The sequence below is a fragment of the Streptomyces sp. NPDC015144 genome, assembly GCF_043079735.1.
Taxonomy (GTDB): Bacteria; Actinomycetota; Actinomycetes; order Streptomycetales; family Streptomycetaceae; genus Streptomyces.
In genome coordinates, this window is record NZ_JBIBUU010000002.1 from 252,720 (window position 1) to 274,351 (window position 21,632).

Here is a 21,632-nt window from a genome sequence, read left to right on the forward strand (position 1 = left end):
TAAGTGTGGCTATTCTGGCTGTCTGGTCATGATTCATGATCAAGGTGGAGGTGTGAATGGTCGAGGGCGGACCGTGCGGGGTCAGACCGCGAAGCCGCCGTCCACCGCCAGCTCCGCGCCCGTGACGTATCGGGCGCTCTCGCCGGCCAGGTACGAGACGGCGTCCGCGACCTCCGTCGCCGTGCCGTAGCGGCCGATCGAGGTGAAGCCGCGCTGGAAGTCGGCGGAGTCGCCGTCGCCCGGGTTCATGTCGGTGTCGATCGGGCCCGGGTGGACCAGGTTGACGGTGATCCCGCGCGGGCCGAGTTCCCGGGCCATGCTCTTGGTGAAGCCGATCAGGGCGGCCTTGCTGGTCGCGTAGAGCGTGCTTCCGGGGAAGGCCACGCGCTGGGCGATGCAGCTTCCGATGCTCACGATCCGTCCGCCCTCGGCCATGTACGGAAGCGCCGCCTGGGCGTAGAGGTAGGGCGCGCGCACGTTCACCGCCAGCACCCGGTCGATCTGGTCGAACGCCACCTCCTCGATGGGGCCGACGGCGCCGACGCCCGCGTTGTTCACCAGGATGTCCAGCCGCGAGGACCGCTCGGCGACCGCCGCCACCGCGCCGCGCACCGCCTCCGGGTCCGCGCTGTCCGCTCGGACGGCCCAGCCGTTCCGCCCCATCGCGGTGATCTTGGCGACCACCTCTTCGGCCAACCCGGCCGAGCCCTGGTAGGTCAGCGCCACGTCCGCGCCGTCCTCGGCCAGCCGCAGCGCAACCGCCGCACCGATCCCCCGGCTGCCGCCGGTCACCAGCGCCACCTTGCCGTCGAGTGTCGTCGCACCGTTCATCGTCATCTCCGTAGAACTCCTTGTTCCGGTCTTGGGCAAGCTCAATCCAAGACCGGATCGTCCTGCGGGTCCGGCGGTATTCAGACGTTAAGTTCAACCTTCAACGGTGTCCGAGGCGCCGGGTGCCGGGCGCCGGATGCCGGGTGCCGGAGTGGCTGCTCAGGTGGTCGAGAACTGGGCGATGTACTCGGCGAACGGCGGGATTCCGACTTCGGCACGGAGCTCGTCCATGCGCTCGGGTTCCTCACAGGGCCACGGGACCGGCGAGCCGTCCTTCACTCCGGCGATCTGCGTGCCGTAGATCTGCTTCCGCCCGTCGTTCACCAGCGTGCGATCACGCAGGAAGGCAAGATCCCGGGGGCTGGCAGCGCCGTTGGACACCGCCTGCTCCATCAGTCGCAGCGCGCGCCGCTGAATGTCGAGCTGCCGGTCGGCGTGCTGCGCGATCAGCCACGCGGCCCGAGCCGCGTCCTCACCGACCAGCTCCGGGGTCGGCCATCCGTACGCGTCCATGATCTCGCTGAGGCGGTCCGCATGCTGCGCGGTCAAGCGACGCCAGGCCAGTTGCTCCGCCGGGTCGTCGCTGTTCGCCTGGTGCGCGGCCTGGTGATCTGCTGTGGCCATCTCGGTCAGCTCCGCAGCCACTTCGGCAATATCGGATGCCATCTCTCCTCCATGTCAGGTCGAAGGTCCCACTGGCCGCCGCAACCTTAAGTGTGCAAACCGCGGGAAAATATCCTCCCGAAGGACGGTGACGGCCGCGTTCGAATGGAGAGCCGGACCGCCGCGTGGGGGAAAACATATCGCCCAGATGGCCTCTGAGCTGCTTATATGCGCCACATGGCTAACTTTGAGCTTTCTTCTGACTATGTCCTCTCCAGTGACCCCGCCCGTCTCGACAGGGACGCCGTGTACCGCTGGCTTTCCGAGGGTTCCTACTGGGCCGACGACCGCGACCGTGACACGCAGGAGCGGGCGATCGACAACTCGCTCAACTTCGGGCTGTACGAGAAGGGTTCCGGCGCCCAGGTCGGCTACGCCCGGGTGGTGACCGACCACGCCACCTTCGTATGGCTGTGTGACGTGTTCATTGCCCGGGAGGCCCGTGGCAAGGGCCTGGGCACGGCTCTCGTCGCGGCCGTCCGGGACGACCTCGCGGCCCGGGGGCTGAACTACCTGGTCCTGGCCACCAAGGACGCGCACGGGGTCTATGCCAAGGTGGGGTTCGCGCCGGTGATCACGCCGGAAAAGTGGATGATACTCGGGCAGTAGAAAACAGGGCCGGCTCTGAAGGCCGATCGCGGGGCGAGCGCACGCGGGACTCCTGGTATTACTGGGGTATGCAGGATGAGACCGCATGCTCCGCGATCGATACGTTCATCTCCGCGTTCAACGCCTCGGACGACAGCTATGTGACCGACCTGCTCTCCCAGGCCCTGACCTCGGACGTGGTCTTCTGGGGGCCGTTGGGTCGCAGCGAGGGAATCGCGGCGGTCGAGCGGTTCGTGCTGGACATCCGGCGCCACCCGGCGGGGACCGGCACGATGGTGCGCTGCTCGGCGGTGGACATGCCGGACGAGTGGGCCCGGTACCAGTGGGTCTTCACCACGCCTGACGGAGGACCCCGCCTGGCGGGAACGGACGTCGTCCATCTGCGACGGAGCCTCATCGACCAGATCATCGTTTTCGCGGGCGAGATCGAGCCGTTCGCCTCCTGAGCCGTTCACGGGCAGGCGAATGCCCCCCGGAGGTCGCGCTCCTCCGAAGGGGCATCCGCCCGCCGCGCGGTGCCGGTTCAGCCGGTCAGCACTCCCCGCCCCAGTTGGCGTAGTTGAGCGTCATCTTGCCGCTGGTGAAGGAGTGGGAGTTGGAGTCCGGCGGGTAGTGCAGGCAGCCCGTCGCGTACTGGCCGTCCGCCCAGGTGACCTTGTAGCGGATGTGGTCCGCGCCGGGGTAGGACACGCCGTTGTTGACGATGGACAGGCCGTTGGACGACGTGAGGTTTGACAGGTTGCTCTTCGACTTCCACGTCGGGGCGCCGGAGAAGCTGGAGTTGTTCCACACGCACACGTACTCGCGCGGGCACTGGCTGGTCGAGGCCGACGCGGACGGTGCGAGCGTGAGGCCCACCGCCGCCAAGCTCAGAGATGCCGCGGCCGCAGCCGCGATCCTCCGCAGGTTCCTTGTGATGACTTTCCCCTTTCCTGCTGATGGCCGTCGTGCTTGCTCAAGCAGCATGCGGGGGTACGTGTGACCGGTGCGCGACCTTTTGTCCCGGACCAAAGTGTTCTGTCCGTCCGCCCGCCCGCCCGGCTCAGGCGCACTCGCGGCAGCGGCCGGGGGTGGGGGCGCGGAAGGCGCGGTCGCAGGCGTCGCAGTTCTGGAGCGGGTCGACGAGCCGCACCTGCGTGGGCGGGGACGGCAGCAGGACGGTGAGGCGGTGGCGCAAGAGCTTCGCCGGGTACTTGAGGGGGTGCGGCAGGTCGGCGGTGAGGGCCTGGCGCAGGGCGCTGGGCGTCGAGCCGTTCTCGAACCAGGTGGCCGCGATGGGGGCGAGGTGGGTGATGTCGTTCTGGGAGAGGGTGACTTGGGGCGCGTGGTGGTGGAGGTCGGAGAGGAGGTCGATGGCGGCGTGGGTGTACTTGGGGCGGGGCTCGTGGGGCGTACGGGGCGCACGGGGTGTGCAGGGCGTACGGGACTCGTGGGGCTCGCGGGGCCGGGGGAGCGCGGCTTCGGGCACTGGTACCGGCACGGGCGTGGGTGCGGGGGCGGCCTTGGCTACGGGCGCGGGCGCAGGGGCGGCCTTGGCTACGGGCGCGGGCGCAGGGGCGGCCTTGGCTACGAGCGCAGGCGCAGGCGCAGTCGCGGATGCAGGCGCGGGGGACGGCTTCTGCGTCCGGGGCTGGTTGTAGGAGCGGGTGCGGGTGACGATCTGGCCGTTGGCGAGGTGCTCGGTGTCGCGGCTGAGGTAGCCGTGGGTTTCGAGTTCGCGTAACGCCTTGGCGATGCGGGTTTCGCCTTCGGGGAAGCGTTCGGCGAGGTGCTTGATGGTGATGCGGGCGCCGTCGGGGAGCGACTGGATGTGGGTGGCGAGCCCGATTGCCAGCAGGGTCAGTTCGCGGTGCTGGGCGAGGTGGTTGCCGATGACGGTGAACCGGCTGGTGTGCCGGGTGTTGACGTGTTCGACGCCGCGTACGGCGGACACGGGGCGCGCGGGCGCGCTAGCCTGCTGGGTACCCATTGGGGAAGCTGCTTTCTTCCTTGGTGGTCAGGCCCTCGGTTGGGAGTGCTAGTCCCGGTCGGGGGCCGACGTATGTGGTGTGGGGTGGTGGTGCTGGCGCGAGCATATGCCCGCAAGCCGCACCAAAATCCAGCCCAGTTGGCCAAAGTCACCCAAGTGGGTGACGTAGGCGCCCGCAGGTTACAGACGGGGTGGGTTGGGTTTTTTCAACGTCCTCAAGACAAAGGACTTGAAAGCCTTTTACGTCGTGGATCGCCGGGTACCGGCTCGCCGCGACCCGGCTTACCGGGACCCGGTTCACCGGGTCCCGGTGGGCAACGATCCGGTGGTTATGCACAGCCTGTGGAAGGAGAGCGCGCATGTGGGACGGCCCCTTCTACCGCTTCAAACGGGACGGGTACGAAATCGTCTTCGTGCCAAGCGCCGGAGAGGACCTGGACGAGGTCTGCGACGTGGACATGTGGGTGGTCCGCGACGACGGCGAGCGCTGGTCCGGAACGGTGGTCACGCTCGACCAGGTTCGCCGGCTGATGGACCGGCACCGCGAAGCGGGCGAACCGGAGGGGGACTACTGGTGGTACTGGGACGGCCTGATCGTCCGCGAACCGGGACTGGCGGCGATGGCGAAGGTCATCGACGGACTCGTCGCCACCGGCGACTACGAGTCGGTCCTGCGCCACATCGGCCCCGCCGAACCCGAGGAGGACGAGTAGACGCCTCAGGCGCGGGCGGCCAGCCGCAGGCCGAGCCGGTGACGTAGACGGGCACCCGCCCGGCTGCTGCGTCGGCTGCTCCTCAAGGGCCCTGTCGGCAAAGTCACCGGTCAGTTAGCAGGCGGCGAGAAGGGCGGCAAGGACGCCTGCCGGGTCGTGCAGCACCCGGGCGCCGTCGGTGACGACCCGATGCGTTCCCGGATCGACAGGATCTGTCTCTGCCCATGTCGGAGAGGTGATCCCCAGCTCGACTTCCGTGCCGGAGGCCGTGGCGTAGCGTCGTTCTGTGACTGGTCCCCACGACTGGGTGCGGATGAGTTCACCCAGCCCGAGTTCCACGGCCCAGGCATCCTCAAGGAGATACTGGGACTCCTCCGTGGTGAGCAGGACGATGTCGATGTCGGATTCCTGCCGCGCGGCGTTGCGCGCGCATGACCCCACCAAGAGCAGGCCGACGATGTCTTCGCGGCCCCTCGCCCAGCGTGTGATCTGGTCGATGACCTCGTTGATCTCAGCGACCCGCTCCGGCGACAGCACGGCCGGAAGATCCTTTGACTGATCGTCGCGATGCACTCGAATGCCCCCGCTAAATAGCCCGTGTCAGCGCGGACAGCTTCTCAGGCCGCTGCCGCGACAACCACCGTCAGCGACGGCAGGGGCCACGATGGCGCAGCCACAAGCAAGCGGACTCGGCTCCACATCGTGCAACACGACAGCCCACACCACCCGGCTCCGCAGTGAGGCTGGCGGGGCATGGAGCCGATACGTCCCGGGAGATCACACGAAGTCACCAGCATGCTGGGCCCCGGGGAACCGTCGACAGTCGAATACGAGAGCCCACCAGTAGACCGCCGCATCCTCAGCTATGCCTGGTCGACGGAGGTCACGTGTCGTCCAAGGCGGCCCGAGCCGCCGATGTGAAGCTGCCGAGGCGCTCGGAGACCATGGTCACCTCGACGGCGTGACGCTCGACGAAGTTGACGTTGTGATCGGGAGAGCCCGAGGAATCCCGCCAGGCCAGGAGAGTCGTATGCATCGAGTGGAGCCCTAGATGGACGGCGTGGGCGGCTTGTTCCACCGACTCGGGCCCCTCCACTGCAAGGCCGGCCCAGGCTGCCTGCACCAGAGCCAACTGATCTTGCGCGATCTGGAGCCGCCGATCAGCCTCCGCCACATCCGGAGCATCGCCCACAAGCGCTCGCGCCGCCATCTTCAGAGCGCTGCGGGACTCGTTGGCCGGGGCGAGAAAGGCGCTGCAGGCGTCTCGCCGCAGTTGTCTGCGCCACTGGGAGTGCTCGACTTTGGCTTGGCCCTCCATCTGCCGCCGGGCCGTCCCGCTGGAGATCGCCGACGCCACGACCGTGCCGATAACGCCTACCGTCGCGCCCAGTAATGCGGCAAGTCCCTGGTCCATGGCGGTGATTATTCACGCTCGTGACCGCGTACGGTCACCGATGGGGCGGGCTTCTCAGCCCTTGTCCTTCCAGACGTTGTCGCTGGGAATCGGCGGCCAGGGCCTGCCGTACGAACGGGTACGGAGACATCGGGAGCCGCCGCAGGGTTGGGCCGTCGCTCTCGGCGCGTGCCTGCGCGAGGTGGTCGGCGGGCGTGGGCACGGGGCGGCCTCCCAGGGGGGTCGAAACCGCCACCGGGCTGGGTGGTCCTGGTGGCGTCGCGCGTACCGGGTCGTGGCCGTCACGACCCGGTACGGGCCTTCCCGTTCAGCTCTTCCGGGCGTACGAGACGAAGGCTTCCCAGGCGGCGGGGGCGACGTCGAGCCGGGGCCCCGGGATGTTCTTCGAGTCGCGTACGTGGACGGCAGCGTCGCAGCTCGCGACCTCGACGCACTGACCGCCGCCGCTGCTGTGGCTGCTCTTGCGCCAGTTGTAGGCCACCTCGACGCACTCGCCGCCGCCGCCGCTGCTGTAGCTGCTCTTGAACCAGTCCAGTTGCCCGGTATTCATAGTTCTCTCCGCATCTTCTCGATCGCGATCAAGGACTCCCCAGGCGTGAGAGCCACGGATTGCATAATTCCATAGCGAACGGCCAGTACCCGGACCTCTTCTGGGCTGACGATGAGCTTCGGATAGGTGTGAATCTCCAGGTAGCCGACCTGCTGCTGCCCCGGCTGGGTGAGCAGGGTGAACGGACCCTCGATGCTGGGCTGTTCGATCCGGTCCAGCGGGACGACCTGGAGGTTCACGGTCCGCAGCCGGCCGATATCCAGCAGCCTTCCCAACTGCTCCCGGTGTACGTCCCGGCCCCCGATGGGGCGCATCAGCACGCTCTCGTCCAGGATGAAGTGGAATTCGGGGGAGGGCCAGCGTTCGAAGACCCGCTGCCGGTCCAGCCGGTCGGCGATCCGCTTCTCGATGATCGCCTCGCTGAGCAGCGGGCGCCATTGGGAGAAGATCGCCCGTGCGTATGCCTCGGTCTGGAGCAGCCCGGGGATGGCCTGGTTGCTGTAGACGTTGAGCTGTGAGGCGGCGCGTTCCAGTGTCGCGTAGCCGCGATACCAGTCCGGATGTCGCGTGCGGGCCTTCGCCAGCGCCTCCCGTACCTCCTCGATCGACGCGCGTAGGACGTTCTGCGCGCCCAGCACGTCGTCCGCGATGTCGAGGAAGTCGGGCTGCGGTGTCCGCACCCCCCGTTCCATCGAGGAGATCAGGTCCTCGCTGACGTGGGTGTCGGCGGCCAGCTGGCGCTGGCTCATCTTCAGGTTCTCCCGCATCTGCTTGATCATTTTGCCGAGTGCCTTGAAGAGGTGTGCCGTTCCGTCCTCTTCGGCCGGTCGCTCGGGCCGTGCTTCCTCGTCCATGTCCCGCACCGTTCTCTGGTCCACCACCGGTGACGGCCGACCCGCCGTACGCCGGAGCCGACAGGTCCGGGCCGTCACAGCGAGTCGTCATGTCATTGCGGATCAGCGTAGGAGTCGGCGGCGGGGCCGATCTGGAGAAACGTGTAAATCACCCGTGCGGGAATCGAGTTCGTCCGGCCCTGTGGCGTCACCCGTTAGAGGGCCGGGTTGCGGAGGGTTACGGCCGTGGACCCGTACAACGGGCCGACCCGACCCGGACAACAAAGCCGAGTCGGGGTGTCGGCGCTGTTCAGGGCGGGTTCGAGCGGACACGCTGAGTCACATGAATGCGGAAATCACCCTCTCGGGCAACGAGTTCGTCCAGCGCTTCAGCACCACCCGCCGGGGGGCCAGGCTCGCTCGCCGTCTGGCCGCGCAACAGCTCGCGACCTGGGGTGTGCCGTTCGGGACGGGGCTCTCCGACGACGTGGCCCTGATCGTCGCCGAGCTGACGGCCAACGCCGTGCTGCACGGGACTGTGTCCGGGCGGGACTTCGAGCTGAGGCTGCTCGCGCTGCCGGACTCGGTCCGGGTCGAGGTCTCCGACTCCCGGGGCGAACGCATTCCGGAGCTCGGTCTTCCCGACGCGGAGGCCGGTTCGGGGTACGGGCTCCATCTGGTGGCGGCGCTCTCCCGCACCTGGGGCGTCCGGCCCCGGATCGTCGGCAAGACGGTGTGGGCGGAGGTCGTGGCGGAGGCGGGCGGGGGTGAGGGGGTGCGGGTGGCGGCTGCGGAGGGGGAGTGTTCGGTGGCTGGTGGGTGAGGCGGGTGCGGGCCGTTGTGTTTCCGCGTGTGCGGGGGGCGGTTGGTGCGGATGGAGCCGGATCGCCTCGCGGTTCGGTGGCGTCGGCGTCTTCAGCGAGGATGGGGCGGTGACTGACGAGGTGAACGAGATCGTTCTGAGCAAGCAGGACCTCCGCGAGGTCACCGCGTTCGCCGCGCTGTGCGCCGAGGGTGTGCTCGCGGTGTTCGAGGCCGACCAGCCGGGCGACTCCCGGCCCCGGTACGCCATCGACGCCGCGTGGGCGTTCGCACGGGGCGGCGAACGCGGCAAGGCCCTGCGCGACACGGCCGCAGGCGCGCTCAAGGCGGCCCGCGCCACGGAGAGCGCGGCGGCGCGCGAGGCGGCATGGGCGGCGATGTCGGCGGCGGGCTCCGCCTACCTGCACCCGCTCGCCAAGGCCACCCAGGTCAAGCACATCCTCGGCGCCGCCGCCTACGCCGCTCACGCGACGGAACTGGCCGCCAAGGAACGGGAGATGGGGGACCGGCACCTTGAGCGGCTGGCGGGGCACGCGACGCCCGCCGCCGTCGACGTACTGCGTCGGTACCCGGCCGCCCCGGACGGGGGTGGCCGGGTCGGCGAGCTGATCCGCGTACTCGACGCGGCGCTCCGCGCCCGCAGCGCCTCGCCGGGTGCTACCTCGGCGCTCGGGCCGGGGTGAACTCACCCGTCACATTGCCGACGTGATCGGGCTCCGCCACCACGTCCAGATGGAGCTCCGGCCGGCCCTTGGAGAAGTCCAGTTGCGACAGCTCGACCCACACCACGTTCGGGCTCGTCGTGGACTCGTAGAAGTAGCGCCTCTCGGTGAGGTCGGCGACGGTGCGCCAACGGGTGGTCGAGATGTTCGGCCGCACCTCGTCCGCCGTGCCGAACGGGGCGGAGGCGTTGCGGATCACGCTGAACATGTACGCCGTCGCCTCGCGCGCGTCCGAGGTCGCCGGGAGCTGCGCGGAATAGTACGCGGCGCGGGCGAAGCGGTCCGGCGAGTCGACACCGCCCGGCAGCGGTTGGTCGCCGCCGAGCCCCTCGTACCGCTTCTGGAGCTCCAGTTGGTCCTCGAACCAAGGCGAGTTGGCCATCACGGTGTACTTCTTGTCGTGGTGCACGACCGCCTTGCCGTCCCGGAACTCGACGATCGCCGAGTCACCGTTCCGGTCCGCGAGCGCCAGGTGCCCGGTCCCCGGTTTCTCACCGAGATCGTCCTCGATGAGCTGCACGTTCCGGCCCGTGATCTCCGTGACCGCCTCGTCGACGGTGCCGAAGCAGTCGAGCAGCCACTGGATCGCCCAGTACAGCTCGATCCCGGGGCGGGAGGTGTCGCGCTCGCCGTACTCCGACTCGGAGAGGTAGAGCCCGCTGACCTGGAACCCGGCCTCGTTGACCCCGTCGACCGCGGCCTTGCGGTACATGAGCGCGACGACGCTGCCGTACTCCGAGGTCCAGGTGAAGTTGCCTGGGTCATCGGGCGTGCTGGGCGTGCTCCAGCGCTCCTCCCCGCGCGGACGTACCGCCAGGATCGTTTCCGTGTCCTGGTACCAGTCCATGCTCCGGCCGACCAGTACGTTGCCTTTGTCGGGGCCGCCGTGCGCCATACGGGTGGAGCCCAGCGACGACCACAGGATGCGTGTACACATGCTTCGCATTCTGGACGTCCCGGGTGGTGTGGTGAGGGTTGACCGGGCGGGTGTTCACCTGATCGGTGCGTGCTTCGGTCGCGGTGTGAGTCCCGGCCCCCTGGCGTCTCGCGGGCCCGTCAGGGCCTCGGTAGCGGTAGACCGGGCAGATGTGGGTGCCGCAGGTGCTGCTCGGCGAGAGTCCGGAGGAGGGAGGCCATGGCGTCCGGGCCGAGTGCTGCCAGGGCCCACAGGGCACTGAGGCGGCGACCGGAGGACCAGATGCCAGTGGCCGGCGGCCGGAACGGGGCGACAGCGACGTTCCGGGCAGCGAACGGATCGGGATCGAGATAGGTCATGCCGCCGGTCCCGCACAGATAGGTGCGGGCGCCGGTCGCGGCGGCCAGGTCGGCGAGCCGGACGGATCGGCCCGGCCGGACGGTCAGACGGCTGCTGGTGAGGATCCGGCCCCGCCAGCCGATCAGGTCCAGCAAGGCACGGGTGGAGGCTTCGGCAACCTTCGCTGTCCTGCCCGTGTCGAACGCGGCCAGCACCGGATCCAGAGCTTGGGCGAGCACCGGCCAGTGAGGGCTGGTGCCGTAGTGCTGCCGCAGCATTCCCGTCGTCCGGCGGCGGGCGCGGTCCGGATCGTCGATCACCGTGTCCCGGATGAGCGTGGACCGCCCGTGAGGCAGATGAGTGGGGATGCTGAGCCACCGGTGCTGGGCCGGGTCGCTGAGCGGAGCCAGTCGTGCGCGGTGCTGGTAGTCGCGCCGGGCGAACTGCACGTCGTCCAGGACGATCCAGTGGTCCGCCGTGAACAGCTTGGCCAGCGTCGTGAGCCGAGGCCAGAAGTTGGGCTGGTGGATCGCGCAGAGGCCGCCAGGGGTAGGGAGCTCAGGAGGCGATGAGGTATTCGGTGAAGCCGTCGCGTACGAGGGATTCATAGGCTGCATGCACGTCCTCCGGGACGTACTGGGAGATGGCGAAGCCCAGTTCCGGGTACTTGAGGACTCGTTGCACATCACCGACCATCATGCTGATCACGGCCTCCTCGTCGCCCATGGCTTTGACGTAGGCGTCGAAGGACAAAGGATCGGACGCGCACACCACATCAACCTCGGGCCACTGCCGGCGGCACGTGGCGAACGCCCGTCGCTCCATGTACGGCATGGTGATCAGCAGGACGGAGCGTGGCTGGATGCCGGAGGCGGCGAGGACGTCACGGGAATTGGTGATGTTCTGCCCCGTGTTGGCGGCGTTCGGTTCCAGCAGCATCGCGTGGTCGGGTACACCGAGCGCACGGGCGTGTTCGTGGAACTGCACGGCCTCGCCGCGGGGGAACACGTTGCTGGTGGCCGGGCTGTTGGCGCCGGTGAACACCAGGGTGGGGAAGAGCCCGGACTCGTAGAGGCTGGCAGCGTAGGTGCTGACGCCGAGGTCGTTGCACCCCAGTGCGATGGCCGCGTCGCACGGCCGAGGCTCGTGACGCATGTGGTGGTAGTCCCAGATGCGCTGGGCCGCCTCCCGCTGATCGTCGGTGATTCCCTGCGGTCGTCCGTCCGTCACTGCTTGCTCCCTGGTTTGGGCGGTTGAGGCTTGAAGGCTCCTTCGCACGTACGTCTGATGGCCTCGATGCTACGTAGCTGATGTCCGAGGCCGGCTTGCGCGGCGATCCGAGCGGCTTGGTCGAGAAGGCGGAGCCCATCGTCATGGGTGACCGGGTCGGTCCGCAGGACGTGCGCTTGAGCGGTGGTCAGCTGTACGCGCTCCATCGGGGATTGGGCGGTGCCCGTGGAGCAGGCGATGTCCAGGTGCCGGATAGCCCCTTCGAGGTCGCCGACGCCACGACGGGCGAGCGCGAGTTTCTGGTGAGCCACTGACCAGTCATCGGGTTCGGTGAGGCCCTCGAAGTCGCGTTTCGCGGCAATCATGACGCGGGTCGCATAGTCGTGCTGACCGTCCTTGCTCAGCGCGGTCCCTACCCATAACCGGGCCCTGGCCCGGTCGCGTGGGGAGAGCCGGTCATCGACAGCCAGAGTCTCGTAGGCGTGGGCGGCGCTCTCCAGCTTGCCGGACATCTCCATGACGACCGCGAGGGACAGGTCGAGCTGGGCGACGCGACGGGGGATGCCGAGCTGGCTGAAGACGGCGCGGGCGCCGGTATAGGAGTGCTGCGCCGACATCAGCCCGACGACTGAGCCCTGGTAGCGCCTGAGGTCTCCGAGGAGAACGGTGGAACGGGCCAAGAGGTACAGCCCCTTGTCGTCCAGTTCGAGGGCCTTGAACCGGCCCAGCCACCGCGACAGCAGGCTGTCGGCGAGGGCGAAGTTCTGCCGGGACAGGGCAACCACGACACGGTCGAGGTCATCGGCCCAGGACTCGTACTCCCAGGCTCTGGGGCCGGAGGCGGTGACGCGGCGCCGTCCGGCGTTCTGCTCCGGGCTGGTCATCTCGGACAGGAACGTCTCGAAGCGCAGGTGGGCGGCAGCGTCCGCGCGGCCCAGCGCGGTGTCGAGGATGGCCTGGGTGTCGGGTCTGGGTTCGGTTCCGGCGAGCTTGGACTCCCACTTGGACACGGTCGCGACCGCCAGGCCGAGCTGCTGGGCGAATGCCCGCACGCTCAGTCGCAGGGCGAGACGCAGGGCCTTGGCCTCCAGGCCGGTCCAGTGGTGCACGGTCGCCACGCCTCACTCCCTTCCGCACCCCGCACCCCATCGAAGCACGGTGAGCGCGGCCGGCGGGACGGAAGTGGAACAGGAGTGGAACGGACGGTGATTGGCCGTGACCGAGTCGACCGCCACGCTCAGGAGGTCATCATTTGTCGAGCGTCCAGGTCGGCACCTACCTGGACGCCGTCCTCGCAACCGACCGACTGCTGTCCGGCCGCGCCCGCACCCGCTGGGTCCCCATCTCCTCGCACGGCCCGGACGGAACGGATGAGAGGGAACTGCCATGGAGACCTTCGAACGCGCTCGACTGGGCGCGTACTTCGCCCGAATCGCTACTCAGTTCGACCCGGGTGAGCAGACCGCGTCGTTCCTGATCACGCACCTGCTGGCCGAGCGTCCCGCGTTCGTTCGCGCGGTCGCCGCGATGACCCAGCTCACCGCTGTGCTGCCCAAGCCGAAGTCCATCCATCCGGCCGCCAGGAGAGAGGTCGAGCAGGCCGTTCCGGTCGACATCCTCACCCGCGAGCTGTTCTCCGACGACGACACCGCCCTGGACTACCTTGAGTCCCGGGCCGCAGGCGAGACGGTCAGCCTGCTGGATGTCGGCGGCTACTTCGCCCCGACCCTCGCCGAGGTCCACAGCCGGTTCACCGGCCGGCTCGCCGGAGTGATCGAGGACACCGAGAACGGGCACCGCCGCTACGAGGAGCTCGACAAGCTGCCCTGCCCCGTCGTCTCCGTCGCCCGATCCCCACTGAAGGCCCCCGAGGACTACCTCGTCGGCCAGTCCGTGGTGTTCTCCACCTAGGCCGTCATGCGCGACTGCGGCGACATCCTCCACGGCCGCCCCGCCCTCGTGATCGGCTTCGGCAAGCTCGGCTCTTCGATCGCGCGGCTCCTGCACGCCAAGGGTGTCCAGGTCACCGTTTTCGACATCGACCCCGTCCGCCGCACCCAGGCTCTCTCCCAAGGGTTCGCCGTCGCCCGCGACCGCGAGGCCGCCCTGACCGGCGCCGGGCTCGTGCTCTGCGCGACCGGCGCACTCTCCCTGCACGGCGAGGACTTCTCCCACCTACGCAATGGCGCCTACGTCGCCACCGTCACCAGCAGCGAAGACGAACTCGACCTCGCCGGACTCCCCGACGTCTACACCCACACGCAGATCGGCAGCCACGTCACCCGCTACCAGACCACCGGCCACTACTTCTATCTGGCGAACGGCGGCAACGCCGTCAACTTCATCCACGGCGCCAGCGTTGGGCCGTTCATCTTCCTGGTCCAGGCCGAGATCCTCGCCGCGATCAGGATGCTCACCCGCGGCGACCTCGCCCCCGGCATCCATGAGGTCCCCGCACCCGACCGCGAAGCCATCGCGGCGACCTGGCTCTCCTACTTCAACAGGTGATCACCATGACCATCACAGCCGACCACATCCGCACCACCATCGCCACCTACCTCGACGAGCACCCCGAGGACAAGCGCGAGCTCGGCGTTGTCCTCGACCTCCTGAACGACGGCGGCGACGACCTCACCAGCCGCAAAAACCTGCCCGGCCACGTCACCGCCGGAGCGATCCTCGTCGGCCCCGATGGCCGCATCCTGAACGTTCTCCACAACGCGACCCAGAAGTGGTTGCTGCCGGGCGGCCATCTGGAAGCCTCCGACGGCACGCTTCTCCAGGCCGCCGGCCGAGAACTCGCCGAGGAGACCGGCATCCCGCCCCACGTCGTCACCCCGCACGGCGAGACGCCGCTCCACATCGACATCCACCCCATCGAGGCCAACCCCGCCAAGGACGAGCCCGCCCACCAGCACTTCGATTTCCGCTTCCTCTTCCGCACCACCGCCGGCATCGGTGAACTCCAGACCGAAGAGGTCTCCGACGCCGCCTGGCGCGACATCGACACCCTCAGCGACGAGCGCCTCAAGCAGCGCGTCGCCCAAGTACTCCGCTGAGCCACAACTGGTAGCCCCCGCCACCGCGATCTTCGACATGAGCGGGGGCAGTCACCCACTTTCGACCCGAGGAGCCCCGGTCTGGAGCATGGGAGCGGCTTCACCGTGACCGTCGCGGGAAGGCGTGGAGGGCGAGGGGAACGTCACCGTGAATCCGGGAGCCCTTTCGGCCCGGGGCGAGTTGAAGGAGAGGTGGGAAGCGGGCGTGCGGGCGCCGCGTAACAGCGGATCGTCACCGTCTGGTGCGGGCCCCACCGCTGCTCGACGGTGTCCAGCAGCTCCCAGCCCAGCCGCTCGTACAGGGCCGCCGCCGCCGTGTCGGACGCGACGACGTCGAGTACCGGATGCAGCCCGTGCCGGTCCGCCTCCGCCACGGCCCGGTCGATCAGCAGGGCGCCGATCCGCCGCCCCCGCGCCCACGGGGCGACGAACAGCCGGCCGACCACGGCGGCCCTGCCGCGCTCCACCCCGTTCCGCCCGCTCCACAACACCGGGGCCACATCGCCGCTGCTTTCTCGCGACAGGCTGATGTGACCGGCGAGGCGGCCGTCGAGGTGGCCGTCGAGTTCGGCGACCCACGCGCCCAGCACGGGCCCGTCCGACAGCCACGCGTCCGGCCTCTCGGGCCAGTTCACCGGGTAGCCGTCACGGCGATGGACCTCCGCGAGGACACGTACGCAGGCGTCCAGGTCGGCGTCCGTCCTGGGCCGGACGAGCGGGTCCGGGCTCTCGGCGGGCAGGGGGAAGCTCTCGTTGTTCGTTCCGGTCATTCCGGCAGGGAAACACAACACGCGCGGCCGCGCCCGCTCTTTCACCGGCCGTAGGCACCGGCGCCAACTGCAGCTATCCTCCGAGCGCCTTGACCACGCACGCACGCTGCCTGAACCGTCCGGCCGGCTGTCCTTGAGCGGACAGCCGGTCGGCGCGGGTCAGCCGGTTGCTGTTCAGGCGGTCGGGTCGGCGGTGAGGAGCGCGGTGATCTCCTGGGCGAGCTCCGTGCCGAGTTCACCCCAGCCGTTCTTGTAGCCGTAGACGCTCGCCAGCGTGCGGGCCTCGTAGTCGCCGTTCATGATCTCGATGTCGTCGGCGGTGATGAGCGACGGGTGGGCGACGCCGACCGCGCTCGACACCTTCAGCAGCTCCTTGCGCAGGGTGCGCAGGTAGACGGCGGCCCGGGTGGACTTCGAGGGGGCGTCCACGCCGCGCACCAGCCACGGGTTCTGGGTGGCGATGCCGGTGGGGCACTTGTCGGTGTGGCACTTCTGCGCCTGGATGCAGCCGATGGACAGCATCGCCTCGCGGCCGACGTTGATCATGTCGACGCCCAGCGCGAAGGCCACGGCCGCGTTCTCCGGGAGACCGAGCTTGCCGGAGCCGATGAAGGTGAGCCGGTCGGTCAGCCCGTGCTCGGCGAACGTGCCGTAGACCCGGGAGAAGCCCATCCGGAACGGCAGCGACACCGAGTCGCTGAAGATCAGCGGCGCCGCGCCGGTGCCGCCCTCGCCGCCGTCGATCGTGACGAAGTCGACCCCGCGGTCACCGGGCGCCATCAGCGTGGCCAGCTCCTGCCAGAACCCCATCTCGCCCACCGCGCTCTTGATCCCGACCGGCAGACCGGTCTCGGTGGCGAGCAGCTCCACGAAGTCGAGCATCGAGTCGACGTCGTGGAACGCCGTGTGCCGCGAAGGCGAGGCGCAGTCCTGCCCGGCCGGGATACCGCGGATCGCGGCTATCTCGGGGGTCACCTTCGCGCCCGGCAGCATTCCGCCGAGCCCCGGCTTCGCGCCCTGGGAGAGCTTGATCTCGATCGCCCGGACCGGGGCCCCGGCGACGACCTGCTTCAGCTTGTCCAGGTCGAAGTTGCCGTCCGCGTCACGGCAGCCGAAGTACGAGGTCCCGATCTGGAGGACGAGGTCGCCGCCGTTGCGGTGGTACGGGGAGAGGCCGCCCTCGCCCGTGTTGTGCATCGTCCCGGCCAGTGCCGCGCCTTTGTTCAGCGCCGTGATGGCCGCACCCGACAGCGAACCGAAGCTCATCGCCGATATGTTGACGACGCTCGCCGGACGGAACGCCTTGGCGCGCCCGCGCGGACCGCCCAGGACCTTGGCCGAGGGCAGCGGGGACTGCGGGTCGTGCAGATCGGGCAGCGCGTCGGCGAACGTGCGCTGCTTGATGTACGCGTGCCCCTGTACGTGCTCGACGTCCACGTCCGTGCCGAAGCCGAAGTAGTTGTTCTCCTCCTTCGCCGACGCGTAGATCCAGGTGCGCTGGTCACGGCTGAACGGGCGCTCCTCCTCGTTGGAGGTCACGACGTACTGCCGCAGCTCCGGCCCGATCGTCTCCAGCAGGTAGCGGGCGTGCCCGACGACGGGGAAGTTTCTGAGGAGTGCGTGCTTCTTCTGGACGAGGTCGCGGGCCGCGACCACCGCCAGTGCCGTCGCGGCCGCCGCACCGATGCTCCGAGCGCGCATGAAACGTTCCTCTCCTCCGGCTGTCCGACCCCCCGTCCCCCTAGCGGTACGGGGAAAGGCCGTGGGCGCTGTCCCGCCGGACCGGACCGGACCTGGCGGGGTCGACCGTCCGACGACGAAACGACACACCATAGCCCGAGGCTTTGTGCGCGAACGTACGGGGCGGCCCCGCTCGCTCGCCGCGCGGCCCGACGCGCGAGGCGGGCCCGGCAGGCCCGGTTCGAGCAGGGCGAAGCGGACGAGTAGAACCCTTGCCGGGGAGCGTCCGGAGGTCCCGTCGGCCCGCCGGTCACGCGACACCGTCGAAGACCCCCCGCCCGCTCACCGGGTCCACGATGCCACCGCCCCTCACGCCGCCGTCGCCCGCTGCGACACGACCGCCATCCACGGCGCTGTTTTCGAAGCACGGCAGCCGCTTCCGCCTTGGCGAGGCGGCCCCGATCGCCACAGAGGCCCTGGTCCGGGGGGCGCGCCCCGCTCGTATGCTCGGGACCATGACGGATCAGCAGCACGGACGCCCGACCACCAACGCCATGCGGCGCGCCCTCAAGCGGGCCCGCGACGGTGTCGCCCTCGACGTGACCGAGGCCGCCGTGCTGCTCCAGGCGCGGGGCGACGACCTCACGGACCTCGCGGCCTCCGCCGCCCGGGTCCGGGACGCCGGTCTTGAAGCGGCGGGCCGGCCGGGCGTCGTCACGTACTCCCGGAAGGTCTTCATCCCGCTCACCCGGCTCTGCCGCGACAAGTGCCACTACTGCACCTTCGTCACCGTCCCCGGCAAGCTCCGCCGCGCCGGACACGGCATGTTCCTGTCGCCCGACGAGGTGCTGGCCATCGCCCGCGAGGGCGCGGCCATGGGCTGCAAGGAAGCGCTGTTCACGCTCGGGGATCGGCCCGAGGACCGCTGGCCCGAGGCGCGGGAGTGGCTGGAGGCCGAGGGGTACGACGACACCCTCGCCTACGTACGCGCCATGGCCATCCGGGTCCTGGAGGAGACCGGCCTGCTGCCGCACCTCAACCCCGGCGTGCTGACCTGGACCGACCTCCAGAGGCTCAAGCCCGTCGCCCCGTCCATGGGGATGATGCTGGAGACGACGGCGACCCGGCTCTGGTCCGAGCCCGGCGGCCCGCACCACGGCTCCCCGGACAAGGAACCGGCCGTCCGGCTGCGGGTGCTGGAGGACGCCGGACGCTCCAACGTGCCGTTCACCACCGGCATCCTGATCGGCATCGGGGAGACGTACGAGGAGCGCGCCGACTCGCTCTTCGAGCTCCGCCGCACCGCCCGCGCCTACCACGGCATCCAGGAAGTCATCGTGCAGAACTTCCGGGCCAAGCCGGACACCGCGATGCGCGGCATGCCCGACGCCGATCTGGAGGAGCTGGCCGCCGCGATCGCCGTGGCCCGGCACATCCTCGGCCCGTCCGCCCGCATCCAGGCCCCGCCCAACCTCGTCGACGCCGAGTACGCGCTCCTCATCGGCGCAGGCATCGACGACTGGGGCGGTGTGTCACCGCTCACCCCCGACCACGTCAACCCCGAGCGCCCCTGGCCGCACATCGACGAACTCGCCGCCAGGACCGCCGAATCCGGCTTCACGCTCCGCGAACGCCTCACCATCTACCCGGAGTTCATCCAGCGCGGCGAACCCTGGCTCGACCCCCGGCTGCTGCCGCACGTACGCGCGCTCGCCGACCCGGAGACCGGGCTCGCCCGCGAGGACGCGACACCGGCCGGGCTGCCCTGGCAGGAGCCCGACGAGCAGTTCGGCGCGTCCGGCCGCACCGACCTCCACCGCACCATCGACACCGAGGGCCGCACCGGCGACCGCCGCGAGGACTTCGACGAGGTGTACGGCGACTGGGAGGCGCTGCGCGAGGCCGCCGCCCCCGGCATGGTGCCCTCCCGCATCGACACCGACGTACGCCACGCGTTGAGCCAGGCCGCCGACGACCCGACGAAGCTCACCGACGAACAGGCCCTCGCCCTGCTCCACGCGGACGGCCCGGCCCTCGACGAACTCTGCCGGATCGCGGACACCCTCCGCCGCGACGTGGTCGGCGACGACGTCACGTACATCGTCACCAGGAACATCAACTTCACCAACGTCTGCTACACCGGCTGCCGGTTCTGCGCCTTCGCGCAGCGCCGCACCGACGCCGACGCGTACACCCTCTCCCTGGACCAGGTCGCCGACCGGGCCGCCCAGGCGTGGGACGTCGGCGCCGTCGAGGTCTGCATGCAGGGCGGCATCCATCCGGACCTGCCCGGCACCGCCTACTTCGACATCGCGCGGGCGGTCCGGGAGCGGGTGCCCGGCATCCATGTGCACGCCTTCTCCCCGATGGAGGTCGTCAACGGGGCGACCCGCACCGGCATGTCCGTACGGGACTGGCTCACCGCCGCCAAGGAGGCCGGGCTCGGCTCCATCCCCGGCACGGCGGCCGAGATCCTGGACGACGAGGTCCGCTGGGTCCTCACCAAGGGCAAACTGCCCACCGCCACCTGGCTGGACGTCGTCCGGACCGCCCACGAGGTCGGCCTGCGCTCCTCCTCCACGATGATGTACGGCCACGTCGACCAGCCCCGCCACTGGCTCGGCCACCTGCGGACCCTGGCCCGGCTCCAGCAGGAGACCGGCGGGTTCACCGAGTTCGTGACCCTGCCGTTCATCCACACCAACGCACCGGTCTACCTCGCGGGCATCGCCCGGCCCGGCCCGACCGACCGGGACAACCGGGCGGTCACCGCGATGGCCCGGCTGCTGCTGCACCCGCACATCACCAACATCCAGACCAGCTGGGTCAAGCTCGGCACCGAGGGCGCCGCCGAAATGCTCCGCTCCGGCGCCAACGACCTGGGCGGCACCCTGATGGAGGAGACCATCTCCCGGATGGCGGGCTCCGGCTACGGCTCGTACCGCTCGGTCCAGGACCTGGTCGCCATCGCCGAACGGGCCGGCCGCCCGGCCAAGCCGCGCACCACGCTGTACGGGGAGGTCCCCGAGGAGCGGGTGGCGGCGGCCGCCGCGTCGGACGGGCACCTTCCGGAACTCCTGCCGGTCCTGCCCGACTGACGGAAACGGGGGAACGGCGGAACGGCGGAACGGCGGAGCGTCGGCGGAACGAAGGACGGGGCGCCCGGTCTTCCTATGACCGGGCGCCCCGTCCTTCCGCCACGCGGCCCTACAACCCCAGTTCCGCCGCGGCCAGCGCGGTGCCCTCGACCCGGGCGCGGATCTTGGCGAACGCGGTCTCCCGCGAGGTCGACCGGTCATCGGCGAAGGGGGCGAACCCGGCGTCGTCGCAGGTCCCGAGCCGGTCCGCCGGGAGGTGGCGGGCGGCCGTCAGGACCCGGTCGCGGACCTCCTCGGCCGTCTCCACCCGGGGGTCGAGCGGATCGGTCACACCGACGAAGACCCGGGCCCCGGAGGGCAGGTGCTCGGCGACGATGCTCAGGACCTTCTCCGGGTCCGGCTCGCTCGCCAACTGGAGGTAGAAGTTGCCCGCGGTGAGCCTGAACAGCTCCGGCAGAAGCCCGGCGTAGTCCACGTCGAGGCTGTGGGTGGAGTCCTGGTCGGCGCCGGGGCCGGTGTAGACGCCGATCCGGGACCGCTCCTCCTCGCTGAAGCGGGCCAGCACCCTGTTGTTCAGCTCCACGAAGTCCCGCAGCACGCCACCGCTCGGGTCCAGCTTCAACGCCAGACGGGCCTCCTCGAAGTCCAGCTGGACCACGTGCGCCCCCGCGTCCAGGCAGCCCCGGATATCCTTCTCCGCCTCGTCCTCCAGGTCGGCGAGGAACTGCTCGCGGGGGTAGCCGTCGATCCCGGCCGGCGGGTAGAGCAGGCTCAGCGCCGAAGGGGCGACGACCGCCTGCTTGACCGGCACGCCCGCCTGCTGCCGCGCCGCCCGCAGGTACTCCGCCGCGTACGTCCGGTACCGGAACGGCCCCGAGCCGAGCGCGGGGAGCTGCCGCTGATGGCCGTCGGCGAACGGAAGGACCACACCGTCGGAGGAGAGGCCCGGGAGCCCGTCGACCGGATAGGTGAGGAAACTGGGCTTGGCCTGCTCGCCGTCGGTCACGACGGGCGAGCCCGCCGCCTCCAGACTCCGTACGGTCTCCGCGACGGCGCGGGACCGGACGTCCGCGAACGCGGCCTCGTCGAGCTCCCCGGAGCGGAAGGCGGCGAGGGCGCCGAGCAGCTCCGGGGAGCGGGGGATGCTGCCGATGGGTTCGGTGGGGATTGCCATGGCGGCAGCGTAGGAGGACCGGCCGGGCGAAACTCCGCGTATGGGAGGAGATGCCTGATACTTCGGCCTCTTTCCGGGCATGGGCGCCGCCGTGGTTGACGCCCGGCTCCAGGCGTCCGGCTCCGGGCGTCCGGCAGGGCCAAAAACGACCTGCCGGACGACCGTTGCCATACCCACGCGTACCCGCTTCCGCGGCCCTCTACCGACGGTTCCTGTTCGATTACAGTGCTGCGCAGTCGC

22 protein-coding genes and 1 pseudogene are annotated in these 21,632 nt (G+C 69.8%); 8 read left to right on the plus strand and 15 right to left on the minus strand.

The window, feature by feature from the left end; genetic code table 11:
* Window positions 1-81: 81 nt before the first annotated feature.
* Together ACF08W_RS05200 and ACF08W_RS05205 are read right to left on the minus strand one after the other, a co-directional pair.
* On the minus strand, window positions 82-837 hold the full coding sequence (locus ACF08W_RS05200) for an SDR family NAD(P)-dependent oxidoreductase (RefSeq protein ID WP_392278471.1): 756 nt from the start codon (window positions 835-837) through the stop codon (window positions 82-84).
* 153 nt (window positions 838-990) lie between these two features.
* Complete coding sequence (locus tag ACF08W_RS05205) at window positions 991-1,497, minus strand: DUF6624 domain-containing protein (protein WP_392278472.1); 507 nt, start codon at window positions 1,495-1,497, stop codon at window positions 991-993.
* Window positions 1,498-1,671: 174 nt separating this feature from the next.
* Between ACF08W_RS05205 and ACF08W_RS05210 the strand changes: the two genes are divergently transcribed.
* Together ACF08W_RS05210 and ACF08W_RS05215 are read left to right on the plus strand one after the other, a co-directional pair.
* Complete coding sequence (locus ACF08W_RS05210) at window positions 1,672-2,103, plus strand: GNAT family N-acetyltransferase (RefSeq protein ID WP_392278473.1); 432 nt, start codon at window positions 1,672-1,674, stop codon at window positions 2,101-2,103.
* A gap of 68 nt (window positions 2,104-2,171) precedes the next feature.
* Window positions 2,172-2,549: a nuclear transport factor 2 family protein gene (locus ACF08W_RS05215; RefSeq protein WP_352278075.1), complete on the plus strand. Its 378-nt coding sequence runs from the start codon at window positions 2,172-2,174 to the stop codon at window positions 2,547-2,549.
* A gap of 85 nt (window positions 2,550-2,634) precedes the next feature.
* Here the strand turns inward: ACF08W_RS05215 and ACF08W_RS05220 are convergent, their stop codons facing one another.
* A complete protein-coding gene (locus tag ACF08W_RS05220) occupies window positions 2,635-2,961 on the minus strand; it encodes a peptidase inhibitor family I36 protein (RefSeq protein WP_392278474.1) in 327 nt (108 codons plus the stop codon).
* 184 nt (window positions 2,962-3,145) lie between these two features.
* Window positions 3,146-4,072, minus strand: a complete 927-nt coding sequence (locus tag ACF08W_RS05225) for a helix-turn-helix domain-containing protein (RefSeq protein ID WP_392278475.1) — start codon at window positions 4,070-4,072, stop codon at window positions 3,146-3,148.
* A 359-nt stretch (window positions 4,073-4,431) separates the two neighbouring features.
* On the opposite strand from ACF08W_RS05225, the gene ACF08W_RS05230 reads away from it, so the two are divergent.
* Window positions 4,432-4,785, plus strand: a complete 354-nt coding sequence (locus ACF08W_RS05230) for a hypothetical protein (RefSeq protein ID WP_392278476.1) — start codon at window positions 4,432-4,434, stop codon at window positions 4,783-4,785.
* 114 nt (window positions 4,786-4,899) lie between these two features.
* On the opposite strand, the gene ACF08W_RS05235 is transcribed toward ACF08W_RS05230, so the two are convergent.
* The 4 genes from ACF08W_RS05235 to ACF08W_RS05250 form a co-directional block, all read right to left on the minus strand.
* A complete protein-coding gene (locus ACF08W_RS05235) occupies window positions 4,900-5,322 on the minus strand; it encodes a nucleotidyltransferase domain-containing protein (protein ID WP_392278477.1) in 423 nt (140 codons plus the stop codon).
* A gap of 346 nt (window positions 5,323-5,668) precedes the next feature.
* The gene (locus ACF08W_RS05240; protein ID WP_392278478.1) at window positions 5,669-6,199 is read right to left on the minus strand and encodes a hypothetical protein; all 531 of its coding nucleotides are present in this window, start codon (window positions 6,197-6,199) and stop codon (window positions 5,669-5,671) included.
* Between the two features lie 307 nt (window positions 6,200-6,506).
* A complete protein-coding gene (locus ACF08W_RS05245) occupies window positions 6,507-6,749 on the minus strand; it encodes a DUF397 domain-containing protein (protein WP_392278479.1) in 243 nt (80 codons plus the stop codon).
* Window positions 6,746-7,603, minus strand: coding sequence for a helix-turn-helix domain-containing protein (locus ACF08W_RS05250; protein ID WP_392278480.1), 858 nt, complete (start codon window positions 7,601-7,603; stop codon window positions 6,746-6,748). Before ACF08W_RS05250 ends, ACF08W_RS05245 begins: the two co-directional genes overlap by 4 nt.
* A 322-nt stretch (window positions 7,604-7,925) precedes the next feature.
* Here ACF08W_RS05250 and ACF08W_RS05255 point away from each other — a divergent pair, with 322 nt between their 5' ends.
* Both ACF08W_RS05255 and ACF08W_RS05260 read left to right on the plus strand, forming a co-directional pair.
* Window positions 7,926-8,405, plus strand: coding sequence for an ATP-binding protein (locus ACF08W_RS05255; protein WP_392278481.1), 480 nt, complete (start codon window positions 7,926-7,928; stop codon window positions 8,403-8,405).
* 109 nt (window positions 8,406-8,514) lie between these two features.
* A complete protein-coding gene (locus ACF08W_RS05260) occupies window positions 8,515-9,087 on the plus strand; it encodes a putative immunity protein (RefSeq protein WP_392278482.1) in 573 nt (190 codons plus the stop codon).
* Here ACF08W_RS05260 and ACF08W_RS05265 read toward each other — a convergent pair.
* The 4 genes from ACF08W_RS05265 to ACF08W_RS05280 form a co-directional block, all read right to left on the minus strand.
* Entirely contained in the window at window positions 9,062-10,063 is a 1,002-nt protein-coding gene (locus ACF08W_RS05265) for a linear amide C-N hydrolase (RefSeq protein ID WP_392278483.1), read from the minus strand. The two genes, ACF08W_RS05260 and ACF08W_RS05265, sit on opposite strands and share 26 nt — an antisense overlap.
* Window positions 10,064-10,182: 119 nt before the next feature.
* Window positions 10,183-10,998: a WbqC family protein gene (locus ACF08W_RS05270; RefSeq protein WP_392278484.1), complete on the minus strand. Its 816-nt coding sequence runs from the start codon at window positions 10,996-10,998 to the stop codon at window positions 10,183-10,185.
* Window positions 10,940-11,611, minus strand: coding sequence for a YdcF family protein (locus ACF08W_RS05275; RefSeq protein WP_392278485.1), 672 nt, complete (start codon window positions 11,609-11,611; stop codon window positions 10,940-10,942). The genes ACF08W_RS05270 and ACF08W_RS05275 overlap by 59 nt, the downstream gene beginning before the upstream one ends.
* Complete coding sequence (locus ACF08W_RS05280; RefSeq protein WP_392278486.1) at window positions 11,608-12,729, minus strand: hypothetical protein; 1,122 nt, start codon at window positions 12,727-12,729, stop codon at window positions 11,608-11,610. The genes ACF08W_RS05275 and ACF08W_RS05280 overlap by 4 nt, the downstream gene beginning before the upstream one ends.
* Window positions 12,730-12,997: 268 nt before the next feature.
* Here ACF08W_RS05280 and ACF08W_RS05285 point away from each other — a divergent pair.
* Both ACF08W_RS05285 and ACF08W_RS05290 read left to right on the plus strand, forming a co-directional pair.
* A pseudogene (locus ACF08W_RS05285) lies at window positions 12,998-14,119 on the plus strand (adenosylhomocysteinase).
* A gap of 5 nt (window positions 14,120-14,124) precedes the next feature.
* Window positions 14,125-14,670: an NUDIX hydrolase gene (locus ACF08W_RS05290; protein WP_392278487.1), complete on the plus strand. Its 546-nt coding sequence runs from the start codon at window positions 14,125-14,127 to the stop codon at window positions 14,668-14,670.
* A 143-nt stretch (window positions 14,671-14,813) separates the two neighbouring features.
* On the opposite strand, the gene ACF08W_RS05295 is transcribed toward ACF08W_RS05290, so the two are convergent.
* Window positions 14,814-15,440: a GNAT family N-acetyltransferase gene (locus ACF08W_RS05295; protein WP_392278488.1), complete on the minus strand. Its 627-nt coding sequence runs from the start codon at window positions 15,438-15,440 to the stop codon at window positions 14,814-14,816.
* Window positions 15,441-15,614: 174 nt separating this feature from the next.
* Complete coding sequence (locus ACF08W_RS05300) at window positions 15,615-17,141, minus strand: FMN-binding glutamate synthase family protein (protein WP_385207296.1); 1,527 nt, start codon at window positions 17,139-17,141, stop codon at window positions 15,615-15,617.
* 494 nt (window positions 17,142-17,635) lie between these two features.
* Between ACF08W_RS05300 and ACF08W_RS05305 the strand changes: the two genes are divergently transcribed.
* Entirely contained in the window at window positions 17,636-20,218 is a 2,583-nt protein-coding gene (locus ACF08W_RS05305; protein ID WP_392278489.1) for a bifunctional FO biosynthesis protein CofGH, read from the plus strand.
* 109 nt (window positions 20,219-20,327) lie between these two features.
* On the opposite strand, the gene ACF08W_RS05310 is transcribed toward ACF08W_RS05305, so the two are convergent.
* Window positions 20,328-21,392, minus strand: coding sequence for a cobalamin-independent methionine synthase II family protein (locus ACF08W_RS05310; RefSeq protein ID WP_392278490.1), 1,065 nt, complete (start codon window positions 21,390-21,392; stop codon window positions 20,328-20,330).
* Window positions 21,393-21,632 lie beyond the last annotated feature (240 nt).

Bases quoted from the DNA above. Each gene is read 5' to 3' on its own strand.
- ACF08W_RS05200 (WP_392278471.1), bottom strand. From the start codon at position 837: ATGACGATGAACGGTGCGACGACACTCGACGGCAAGGTGGCGCTGGTG.
- ACF08W_RS05205 (WP_392278472.1), bottom strand. From the start codon at position 1,497: ATGGCATCCGATATTGCCGAAGTGGCTGCGGAGCTGACCGAGATGGCC.
- ACF08W_RS05210 (WP_392278473.1), top strand. From the start codon at position 1,672: ATGGCTAACTTTGAGCTTTCTTCTGACTATGTCCTCTCCAGTGACCCC.
- ACF08W_RS05215 (WP_352278075.1), top strand. From the start codon at position 2,172: ATGCAGGATGAGACCGCATGCTCCGCGATCGATACGTTCATCTCCGCG.
- ACF08W_RS05225 (WP_392278475.1), bottom strand. From the start codon at position 4,072: ATGGGTACCCAGCAGGCTAGCGCGCCCGCGCGCCCCGTGTCCGCCGTA.
- ACF08W_RS05230 (WP_392278476.1), top strand. From the start codon at position 4,432: ATGTGGGACGGCCCCTTCTACCGCTTCAAACGGGACGGGTACGAAATC.
- ACF08W_RS05240 (WP_392278478.1), bottom strand. From the start codon at position 6,199: ATGGACCAGGGACTTGCCGCATTACTGGGCGCGACGGTAGGCGTTATC.
- ACF08W_RS05245 (WP_392278479.1), bottom strand. From the start codon at position 6,749: ATGAATACCGGGCAACTGGACTGGTTCAAGAGCAGCTACAGCAGCGGC.
- ACF08W_RS05250 (WP_392278480.1), bottom strand. From the start codon at position 7,603: ATGGACGAGGAAGCACGGCCCGAGCGACCGGCCGAAGAGGACGGAACG.
- ACF08W_RS05255 (WP_392278481.1), top strand. From the start codon at position 7,926: ATGAATGCGGAAATCACCCTCTCGGGCAACGAGTTCGTCCAGCGCTTC.
- ACF08W_RS05265 (WP_392278483.1), bottom strand. From the start codon at position 10,063: ATGTGTACACGCATCCTGTGGTCGTCGCTGGGCTCCACCCGTATGGCG.
- ACF08W_RS05270 (WP_392278484.1), bottom strand. From the start codon at position 10,998: ATGCAGCCTATGAATCCCTCGTACGCGACGGCTTCACCGAATACCTCA.
- ACF08W_RS05290 (WP_392278487.1), top strand. From the start codon at position 14,125: ATGACCATCACAGCCGACCACATCCGCACCACCATCGCCACCTACCTC.
- ACF08W_RS05295 (WP_392278488.1), bottom strand. From the start codon at position 15,440: ATGACCGGAACGAACAACGAGAGCTTCCCCCTGCCCGCCGAGAGCCCG.
- ACF08W_RS05300 (WP_385207296.1), bottom strand. From the start codon at position 17,141: ATGCGCGCTCGGAGCATCGGTGCGGCGGCCGCGACGGCACTGGCGGTG.
- ACF08W_RS05305 (WP_392278489.1), top strand. From the start codon at position 17,636: ATGACGGATCAGCAGCACGGACGCCCGACCACCAACGCCATGCGGCGC.
- ACF08W_RS05310 (WP_392278490.1), bottom strand. From the start codon at position 21,392: ATGGCAATCCCCACCGAACCCATCGGCAGCATCCCCCGCTCCCCGGAG.